The following is a 9,348-nucleotide window of genomic DNA, read 5'->3' on the forward strand; positions in this document are numbered from 1 at the left end:
CGGGCCAGCGCGCCCGTGCCGTCGCACACCACCCGGACCGGCGGCCACGCCCGGTCCGGGAACGCCTGCCGCAGGCCGCCGCACAGCTGCGCCACCACGAGTCGGGCCAGCGGCGCCAGCTCGTCGGGCGTGCCGGTGACCATGGCGAGGGTGACCCGCGCGCCGGTCCGCACCGCCTCCTCCACGGCGGCCAACCGGTTGAGCCCCAGCACGACGACCACGCCGTCCTCGTCCGGCGTGACCTCCTCGCCGCGCACGAGGTCGACCACGGCCGGCGGCGCCCACGGGGCGTCCTCGGGTCGCACGGCCGCCTCGGGCGGCGGCGGCCACCAGTCGTTCAGCTCCAGGCCGGCGAGCCGCTCGCACGCCGTGACCACGTCGAACGGCTCGACGGAACCGGGCGCGGCGGTGGCGAGCTGGCTCGCGCCGTGCAGCGCGGTGAGCACGACCTCCGCCTTCCGCACCAGCCTGGCGGGCGGCGCGCCGGGCGGGGCCGCGACCGGTTCGAGGGCTTCCAGCGCGAGGCTGAGCAGCACCGCGTCGAGCTTCCACAGCTGGGCGAACGACCGCCGCGTCACCTCGTCGGCCACCACCTCGGGCATGAGGTCCCGCGCCAGCGGGTCGTGGGCGACGGACGTCACCCAGGCGCGGGCCAGCGCGCCGAGGGCGGTGCGCTGGTCGGTGCCGCGTTGCGGGTTCGCCGGCGCCGGCGCGCGCTCGGCCAGGTCGGCGAGCACCGCGAAGTAGAGGGCGCGCTTGCCGGGGAAGTTGGAGTACACCGCGCCCCGCGTCAGCTCGGCGCGCTGCGCGATCGTGTCGATCTTCGCGTCCCGGAAACCGCGCTCGGCGAACTCGGTGACGGCGGCGTCCAGCACCCGCGCCCGATTGCGCTCCTGGGCCTCAGCCCTGCTCAGCCGCACCATCACGCTCCCCGTTTGCCAGGTGTCGCCGGATCAAGATACCGTCGCCATTCAGATGATGAGAACATCTGATCTGAACATCCGGAGGATCGAGTGACCGTTCCCGAGATCGACCCCGCCCGCCCCGAGGTGCTGTTCGACCCCGTCACCGCCTACGGCGCGGCGCGCGAGGAGTCGCCCGTGGCGCGGATGCCCGTGCCCGGCATGGGGAACCTGTGGGTCGTCACCCGGCACGAGGACGCCAGGGCGGTGCTCGCCGACCCGCGCTTCGAGCTGAACGCCAACAGCTTCATGCGCCCGCCCGGCATCCCCGAGCACTGCCTCGAGCACCTGCGCACCATGTCCGAAATGGACGGTCCCGAGCACCTGCGGCTCCGCCGGCTGGCCTCCCCCGCGTTCACCGCGCGCCGCGCCGCCGGGTTCCGGCCGCGCATCGAGGCGATCGTGGACGCCCTGCTCGACGCCCTTCCCGACGACGACCCGGTGGACCTGCTGGCGCACTTCGCCCGGCCGCTGCCGATGGACGTGATCGGCGAGCTGGTCGGCATCCCCGCCGAGGACCGGCCGAAGTGGCGCGAGATCGGCGCGGCCGTCGTCGGCGGCTACGGGCCGGAGTTCATCGCGGCCATCCCGGCCACCATCGCGGAGGCGCGGAACGCCGTCCGCCGCCGCCGCGAGGAGCCCGGCGACGACCTGATCTCGCAGCTGCTGCACGTCCAGGACGAGGACGGCGACCGGTTCACCGACACCGAGCTGGTCACCCTGGTCTGGCAGCTCGTGCTGGCCGGACAGACGCCGACGAACCTCATCGTCAACGGGCTGGAGGCGCTCCTCGCCCACCCCGACCAGCTCGCCGCCCTGCGGGCCGACCCCGCCCTGATGCCGCGCGCGGTGGAGGAGCTGACGCGGTGGGTCGGGCCGCAGCTGCTCACCGCGCCCCGGTACACCAAGGAGGAGGTGACGATCGGCGACGTGGTGATCGGCAAGGGCGAGCCGGTGACGACGGCGATCGTGGCCGCCAACCACGACCCCCGCGCGTTCCCGGAGCCGGACCGGCTCGACATCACCCGCACGCCCGCCGTCGGCCACCTCGGCTACTCGCACGGCGCGCACTTCTGCCTCGGCGCGGCGTTCGCCAGGGTGGAGACGGAGGTGGCGCTGTCGGCGGTGCTGCGCCGCTTCCCGGACCTCGCACTGGCCGAGGAGCCGCGACCGACGCCGGACGGCGGCACGTGGCGGCTGGCGTCGCTGCGCGTCAGGCGCTGACCACCCGGCGCACGACGGGCCGATCAGCCGGAGGGCCGCGTCACCCGGCGGAGCGTACTTCCGACCGGCACGTCGGGTGATCCGCCGTGCGACCTTGAACCTTTCTCGCGTTCACGCCACCGTGGTGGCATGCCGTCCACGGTGAAGAACGCGACGCTGCTGTTCATGGGACGCGCGGCCGTCCGCGCCCACGCCCTCCTCGGCGACCCCGCCGCCCGGCTGTTCGGGATGAGCCCGGCCCGCGACCCGTACCCGGAGTACGAGGCGGTGCGACGGCGCGGTGTGCTGGTGAAGAGCAGGATGGGGCTGTACCTCACTTCGTCGCACGAGCTGTGCTCGTCGCTGTTGCGGGACCCCGGTTTCGGCACGCTGCCGGCGGGCGCGCTGTCCCCGGTGGACTCGTCCGCCCAGGTCGACGGCCGGCGGCTGGTGAACCCGGTCGAGGAGTCGTTCCTGGTCCGCAACCCGCCCGACCACACGCGGCTGCGCCGGCTGGTCGCGCCGTGGTTCACGCCGCGCGGCCTGCGCGCCCAGCAGGCCACCGTGGAACGGGTGGTCGAGGAGTACCTGGACGAGGTGGCGCCGCGCGGGACGTTCGACCTCGTCGGCGACTTCGCCGCGCGGGTGCCGGTCCAGGTGATCGCGGACCTGCTCGGCGTGCCGGGCGCGGACCACGCGGCGTTCGCCCGGTGGGGCAGCGCGTTGGTCAACGCGCTGGACGGCGTGCGCGACCTCGGCGAGCTGCGGGCGCTGCACGCCGGGCTGCGCGAGTTCCAGGCGTTCCTGGACGACCTGATCGCGCACCGGCGGCGGCGCCCCGGCGGGGACGACATCGTGTCGGCGCTGGTGGCGCACCAGGACCTCAGCCGGGAGGACCTGATCGCCACCACGGAACTGCTGCTGGTGGCCGGGTTCGAGACCACGGTCAACCTGATCGGCAACTCGGTGCTGGCCGTGCTCGGCGACCCCGCCGTCCGGGCGCGCCTGCTCGACGACCCCGGTCACGCGGAGGCCGTCGTGGAGGAGACCCTGCGCCACGACCCTCCCGTGCAGTACACGGTGCGCGTGCCGTTCGAGTCGACGCGCGTCGCGGGCACGTCGATCCCGAAGGGCACGCCGATCATGCTCGTGCTGGCGGGCGCGAACCGCGACCCGGCGGTGTTCGCCGACCCGCACCGGTTCGACCCCGGTCGGCCGGACGTCCGCGAGCACCTGGCGTTCTCGTCCGGCATCCACTACTGCCTGGGCGCGGGCCTGGCCCGGATGGAGGGTGCGGCGGCGCTGCGCGGGCTGTTCCGCCGCTTCCCCGACCTGAGGGCGGCGGGCCGGGTGCGGCGCCGGCCGTCGCGGTTGATCCGGGGCGCGGCAAGGCTTCCCGTCACCACGGGTGTCACGAAGCGACACCCGATCGCGCACACCATCAGCTGAGCCTCAGGAACTTGGTGCATGCTTGTGGTGCGCGAACGACCCGCCGCACCGCCGCCGCGGCGGGTCGTCCGCGTCCCGCCGCGCGCGGTCGACGGCGACGGTGTCGCAGGACTCCCCGATCGCGCTCAGCCACGCGCGTTCCGTCGCGACCCGGGGGCCGCGGCCTCCACGACGGGCCGCCGTCGGGGCGCACGGCCGCACGCCCCTACGGCACCCGAGCTCAGTCCACGCCCCGCATCAACCGGTGGATGCTCTTCGTCGCCGCGACCAGCGCGACACCCAGCCCGATCGCCACGGCGCCCAGCACGCCGAAGTACGCCACGGCGTTCTCGTCGCTGTAGAACCGCACCACGATCGCGCCGACACCGGAGCCGGCCGCCGTCGCCAGGAACCACAGGCCCATGGTCTGCGAGGCGAAGGCGCGCGGCGCCAGCTTGGTCGTCACGGACAGGCCGACCGGCGAGAGCATCAGCTCGCCGCACGTCATGACGAGGTACATCACGACCAGCCACAGGAAGCTCACCCGCACCGCCGGGTCACCCTGGCTCGCGACCATCATCAGCAGGAACGACAAGCCCACCAGCAGCAGCGCGTAGCCGAACTTGCGGGGCGTCGCGGGCTGGCGCCTGCCCAGCTTCACCCACAGCAGCGCGAACAGCGGCGCCACCACGATGATCATCACCGGGTTGATCGACTGGATGAACGACGGCGGGAACGAGAACCCGAGGAAGCTGTTGTCCACGCGGGTGTCCGCGAACGCCGCGATCACCGTGGCGCTCTGCTCGAACAGCAGCCAGAACATGGCCGCCGCGATGAACAGCGGGATGTAGGCGATCACCCGCGAGCGCTCCACCGGCGTGGTGCGCGGGCTGCGGATCATCACCGCGAAGTAGCCGATCGGCAGCAGCACCGACAGCAGGCTGATCAGGTTGATCACGCCCTCCGCGCCCAGCACCCCGAGCACGACGAGCGCCGCCACCACGGCCACCGAGCCGAGCGCGACGGCGGCGATCCGGCCGAGCACCCGGCCGAGCTCCTCGACGGGCAGCGGGTTCGGCGGCACGGCGGCCGAGTCGCCGAGGCCCCGCCGGCCGAGCCGGTAGACGACCAGGCCCAGCGCCATGCCGACCGCCGCCGCGCCGAAGCCGAGGTGCCAGTCGTAGGTCTCGCCGAGGAAGCCGCACACCAGCGGCGCGAGGAAGCCGCCGAGGTTGATGCCCATGTAGAAGATCGTGAAGCCGGAGTCGCGGCGCGGGTCCTGCTGGTCGTACAGCCCGCCGACCACGGTGGAGATGTTCGGCTTCAGCAGGCCGGTGCCCAGCACGATCAGGATCAGACCGGTGTAGACGCCGGTCACGCCGATCGGCAGCGCCAGCGCGATGTGCCCGAACATGATCAGCACGCCGCCGTGGAAGACGGCCCGCTGCCCGCCCAGCACGCGGTCAGCCAGCCAGCCGCCCGCCACGCCGGCCATGTACACCGACGCGCCGTAGATGGCGACGAGGGACAGCGCGAAGCTCTTGTCGAGCCCGAGCGCGCCCTCCGCCGTGGACCGGTACAGGTAGTAGGCGAGGATCGCCTTCATCCCGTAGTACGAGAAGCGTTCCCACAGCTCGGCGAAGAACAGCGTGGACAGCCCTCGGGGGTGACCGAAGAAGCCCCGCTGCGGGGTGGAGACAGCGCTCGTGGCGCTCACTGGATCCTCCTGGTGTCAACGATGTCACCGTCGGCGTGACCGGGTCACGTTACGCCGTACGGGTGTACCGGTAAAAATCCTGACGGGGCCGAGTGGCCCAGTGCACACGCTCGGCGTGCGCGGCGGTGCAACCTTTGGTGCACTCGTGGGGTGGATCTGATCGAGGCTCACGGACGCGCGATGACCGAGTTCGACTCGCGGGTGCGCAAGGTGCGCCCCGAGCAGTGGGAGTGGGGCACGCCCTGCAAGGAGTGGTCGGTCCACGACCTGGTCAACCACCTCGTGTACGAGCAGCTGTGGGCGCCGGAGCTGCTGGCGGGCTGCACGGTCGAGCAGGTGGGCGACCGGTTCGACGGCGACCAGCTCGGCGACGACCCGCTGCACTCGTGGGTGCTGGCGGCCGCCGCGGCGCGGGAGGCGTGGATCGCGCCGAAGGCCCTCCAGAAACCGGTGCAGCTGAGCTCCGGCCGGACGACGGCCGTCGAGTACGGCTGGCAGATGACCACCGACCTGGCCGTGCACGCCTGGGACCTGGCCCGCGCCATCGGGGTCGACGAGCGGATCGACCCGGACGTGGCGGAGGCGGTGCTGGACTACGTCCGGCCGAACGCCGAGGCGTGGACGTCGAGCGGGATGTTCGCGCCGCCGGTGCCCGTGCCGGACGACGCCGACCCGCAGACCAGGCTGATCGCCCTGCTCGGCCGCACGCCCTGACCGACGTCCCGGGTTGTCACCGCGGGAGGAGCCCATCGGAAACCCCTCCCGCGGCCTGTTCCTTGGTCTCGGGCGGGGCCCCCTCGACCAAGCCTCGTCACGTGCGTTCCGCTCCGCGCGGCTCCCCCGCCGCGCGGAGCGGAACGCACCTCCCCCTCGTGCGTGCGGCGCCCCCGACGGTTCGTCGCACCGGACAGTGATAACGCCGGATCGTTGTCAACGGTCGAGGTCACGGCACCTGACAACGTTTCCCGGACAACGACGCAGGGCCCCGCCACGGGTGTGGCGGGGCCCTGCGGGTGCCGGACGGACCAAGCCGAGGGTGATCGACGTCCGGGCCGGGCGGTGGTCTGCGGGTGGACCTGCACCAGCCTGTCGGACGGGTTCGTCGAGCACCTGACGGCAGGGCGAACGCGCGGGGTCGAACCGGTCACGGGCCGTTGACGCCGGGCTCCCAGCTCTCCGGCCGACCGCTCTCGGTCAGCAGCAGCTGCCAGTCGCCGAACCCCATCGGCGCGTCGTGGTGCCACGGGAACCGGCCCTCGGCCGTCGGCACGATGATCTGGACGGCGGCGAAGTCGCCCTTGCCGTAGAGCAGGAACGCGCTGCCGAAGAACTCCGGGTAGAAGCCCTTGAACACGCGCTCGAACGTGACCGGCACGCCGTCGAAGAAGTCGTAGTACAGCCGGCCGGGCACGAACCGCTCGCCCCGGCGGGCGCGGTCGACGTAGGCGCGGATGAGGACCTGGGCGTGCTCCGGCGGCAGGCCGAGCACGACCGCCTCGGCGACGCCGAACCGGCGCCACGCGCCGACGGAGAACGAGTACCCGGCGCCTTCGGCGTCCTCGGGCACGGCGACGACCGCGTGGCCGTGCTGCTCGGCCTGCGCCAGCAGCCAATTGCGCAGGTTGAGGTCTTGCGGGCTCGGGGCTGCGGGGCTCGACACCCGGCCATTGTGCCCGCTCCCCCTGTCAACCCCGCATAAGCACCGCCGCCCGGACGCGACGCAGCCCCGCTCCGGGACGACCGGCGCGGGGCTGCGGCAAGGGCCCGGGAGGTCAGCCGACCTCGGCCATCACCTCGTCGGACACGTCGAAGTTGGCGTAGACGTTCTGCACGTCGTCGCAGTCCTCCAGCGCGTCGATCAGCTTGAAGATCTTGCGCGCGCCCTCGGCCTCCAGCTGCACCGACACCGACGGCAGGAAGTTCGCCTCCGCCGACTCGTAGTCGTAGCCCGCGTCCTGCAGCGCCGTCCGGACGGCGACCAGGTCACCGGCCTCGGACACGACCTCGTAGCTCTCGCCCAGGTCGTTGACCTCCTCGGCGCCCGCGTCGAGCACGGCCATCAGGACGTCGTCCTCGGACAGGTCGCCCTTCGGCACGATCACGACACCCTTGCGGGTGAACATGTAGGCGACCGAGCCGGGGTCGGCCATGGAGCCGCCGTTGCGGGTCATGGCGGTGCGGACCTCGGACGCGGCCCGGTTGCGGTTGTCGGTCAGGCACTCGACCAGCACCGCCACGCCGTTGGGGCCGTAGCCCTCGTACATGATGGTCTGCCAGTCGGCGCCGCCCGCCTCCTCGCCGCCGCCGCGCTTGCGGGCGCGCTCGATGTTGTCCAGCGGGACGGAGTTCTTCCGCGCCTTCTGGATGGCGTCGTACAGGGTCGGGTTGCCGTCGGGGTCGCTACCGCCGGTCCGGGCCGCCACCTCGATGTTCTTGATCAACCGCGCGAAGAGCTTGCCGCGCTTGGCGTCGATTGCGGCCTTCTTGTGCTTGGTGGTCGCCCACTTTGAGTGGCCGCTCATTTCTCCTCCGTCGAATACTCAGCCCGCGGCACGGACCATGTCCACGAAAAGGCGGTGCACTCGCCCGTCACCGGTCAGTTCCGGGTGGAACGAGGTGGCGAGCACGTGCCCCTGCCGAACCGCGACGATCCTACCGGCGGCCTCTCCCGCGTCGTCCGTTTCGGGCACCCGGGCGAGCACTTCCACGTCCGAACCGGCGGATTCCACCCACGGGGCGCGGATGAACACGGCGTGCACCTCGCCCACGTCGGTGAAGTCGAGTTCCGCTTCGAAGGAGTCCACCTGCCTGCCGAACGCGTTGCGCCGCACCACGATGTCGAGCCCGCCGAGCTGGTGCTGGTCGGGCCGGCCGTCGAGGACGCGGTCGGCGAGGAGGATCATGCCGGCGCACGAGCCGTAGGCGGGCATGCCCTCCTTGATCCGCGCGCGCAGCGGCTCCAGCAGGTCGAACGTGGCGAGCAGCCGGCTGATGGTCGTGGACTCGCCGCCCGGCAGCACCACGCCGTCGACCTCGGCCAACTCCTCCGGCCGGCGGATCGGGCGGGCCAGGACGTCGGCCTCGGCCAACGCGACGAGGTGTTCACGGACGTCGCCCTGCAGGGCGAGGACACCGACGACGGACACGGCTGGGTTTCCTCCTAGGTGAACTGCCACCAGCCTAGGTGACCGGGCCGGACGGGTGCTCGTGGCACCCGTCCGGCCGTTCGGTCTTCCCGCGGCGCGCCAGTCGCGCGCCGCGACCCGTTCACCGGCCTGGTGGGCCGTGGAACGACGGGCTCGGGCGGCTCGCCCGCACCGCGGAGGACGGGCGCGGCGAGCACCGGGGGAAACCGGGCCGCGATCCGCCCGACGCGCCCGGCCCGCCGCGGGTCGGCGGCGGACGGGAATGGGCGGTCGGCGGTGCGGAATGCCGAATCGCGCCACGCCACTTCGGCGGGCACCACGGCATTCCTCGCGTTCACCGGCTTCTCGACACGGCCGGGCAGAGGCGGGCGATGACCTGTTGTAGCAGGTCCGGCAGCCGAACAACCCGATTGGGGTATCCGACGGCGGCCGACTTCGCGCGCTCCGCTCACACCGTGCCGGCGGAACGTTAGTGGCTGTCGGCCAACTCCCGGAAATCGCTTGAGGAAGACTTGATGTAACCCTCTTCACAATGCCCCTGAAGGGCCTGGTCGAGGTCGTCCCAAATGTCCTCGACGTCTTCCAGGCCGACGCTGAGGCGGAGCAGGTTCGCGGGCACGCCGGACGCCTCGCGCTCGGCGTCGGGCACCAGCCGGTGGGTCAGCGCGGACGGGTGCTCGATCAGCGTGTCCACCGAGCCGAGGCTCACCGCCGGGGTGACGAGCCGCAGCCTGCGCACGACGGCGGCAGGGTTCTCGCGGGTGGTGAACGCGAGCATCGCGCCCGGTCCGCGCATCTGCGTGCCGAGCAGGCCGGCCGGGTCCGCGCCGGGCAGGCTCGGGTGCCGGACCAGGCCGGTGCCGGGGTGGTCGGCGAGCCGCGCGGCGAGCTC

The 9,348-nt window shown here is 72.7% G+C and carries 9 protein-coding genes; 3 read left to right on the top strand and 6 right to left on the bottom strand.

Features of this window, described 5'->3' with window-relative positions; genetic code table 11:
* The coding region (locus ACFQ3T_RS31095) for a TetR/AcrR family transcriptional regulator (RefSeq protein WP_380728754.1) at positions 1 to 923 on the bottom strand (923 nt) is incomplete at its 3' end.
* Between the two features lie 90 nt (positions 924 to 1,013).
* On the opposite strand from ACFQ3T_RS31095, the gene ACFQ3T_RS31100 reads away from it, so the two are divergent.
* Together ACFQ3T_RS31100 and ACFQ3T_RS31105 are read left to right on the top strand one after the other, a co-directional pair.
* Positions 1,014 to 2,186 (top strand): cytochrome P450 family protein, encoded by a 1,173-nt coding sequence (locus ACFQ3T_RS31100; protein WP_380728756.1) that lies wholly within the window; start codon positions 1,014 to 1,016, stop codon positions 2,184 to 2,186.
* Between the two features lie 129 nt (positions 2,187 to 2,315).
* Entirely contained in the window at positions 2,316 to 3,614 is a 1,299-nt protein-coding gene (locus ACFQ3T_RS31105) for a cytochrome P450 (RefSeq protein WP_380728758.1), read from the top strand.
* A gap of 220 nt (positions 3,615 to 3,834) precedes the next feature.
* Here the strand turns inward: ACFQ3T_RS31105 and ACFQ3T_RS31110 are convergent, their stop codons facing one another.
* The gene (locus ACFQ3T_RS31110; RefSeq protein WP_380728760.1) at positions 3,835 to 5,310 is read right to left on the bottom strand and encodes a peptide MFS transporter; all 1,476 of its coding nucleotides are present in this window, start codon (positions 5,308 to 5,310) and stop codon (positions 3,835 to 3,837) included.
* A 180-nt stretch (positions 5,311 to 5,490) separates the two neighbouring features.
* Between ACFQ3T_RS31110 and ACFQ3T_RS31115 the strand changes: the two genes are divergently transcribed.
* Positions 5,491 to 6,024, top strand: a complete 534-nt coding sequence (locus tag ACFQ3T_RS31115; RefSeq protein ID WP_380728762.1) for a TIGR03086 family metal-binding protein — start codon at positions 5,491 to 5,493, stop codon at positions 6,022 to 6,024.
* A 430-nt stretch (positions 6,025 to 6,454) separates the two neighbouring features.
* Here ACFQ3T_RS31115 and ACFQ3T_RS31120 read toward each other — a convergent pair whose 3' ends face one another.
* The 4 genes from ACFQ3T_RS31120 to ACFQ3T_RS31135 form a co-directional block, all read right to left on the bottom strand.
* Positions 6,455 to 6,970, bottom strand: a complete 516-nt coding sequence (locus ACFQ3T_RS31120) for a DUF4262 domain-containing protein (protein WP_380728763.1) — start codon at positions 6,968 to 6,970, stop codon at positions 6,455 to 6,457.
* Positions 6,971 to 7,082: 112 nt separating this feature from the next.
* Entirely contained in the window at positions 7,083 to 7,832 is a 750-nt protein-coding gene (locus tag ACFQ3T_RS31125; RefSeq protein ID WP_380728765.1) for a YebC/PmpR family DNA-binding transcriptional regulator, read from the bottom strand.
* A gap of 18 nt (positions 7,833 to 7,850) precedes the next feature.
* Entirely contained in the window at positions 7,851 to 8,456 is a 606-nt protein-coding gene (gene pdxT / locus ACFQ3T_RS31130) for a pyridoxal 5'-phosphate synthase glutaminase subunit PdxT (RefSeq protein ID WP_380728767.1), read from the bottom strand.
* A gap of 469 nt (positions 8,457 to 8,925) precedes the next feature.
* Positions 8,926 to 9,348, bottom strand: a 423-nt coding sequence (locus tag ACFQ3T_RS31135; protein ID WP_380728769.1) for a PLP-dependent transferase, incomplete at its 5' end; no start/stop codon positions are given.

Source organism: Saccharothrix hoggarensis (assembly GCF_042678885.1).
Lineage (GTDB): Bacteria > Actinomycetota > Actinomycetes > Mycobacteriales > Pseudonocardiaceae > Actinosynnema > Actinosynnema hoggarensis.

Excerpts from the sequence above, each read along its gene's own strand:
- ACFQ3T_RS31105 (WP_380728758.1), top strand. The coding sequence starts at position 2,316 with ATGCCGTCCACGGTGAAGAACGCGACGCTGCTGTTCATGGGACGCGCG.
- ACFQ3T_RS31115 (WP_380728762.1), top strand. The coding sequence starts at position 5,491 with ATGACCGAGTTCGACTCGCGGGTGCGCAAGGTGCGCCCCGAGCAGTGG.
- ACFQ3T_RS31125 (WP_380728765.1), bottom strand. The coding sequence starts at position 7,832 with ATGAGCGGCCACTCAAAGTGGGCGACCACCAAGCACAAGAAGGCCGCA.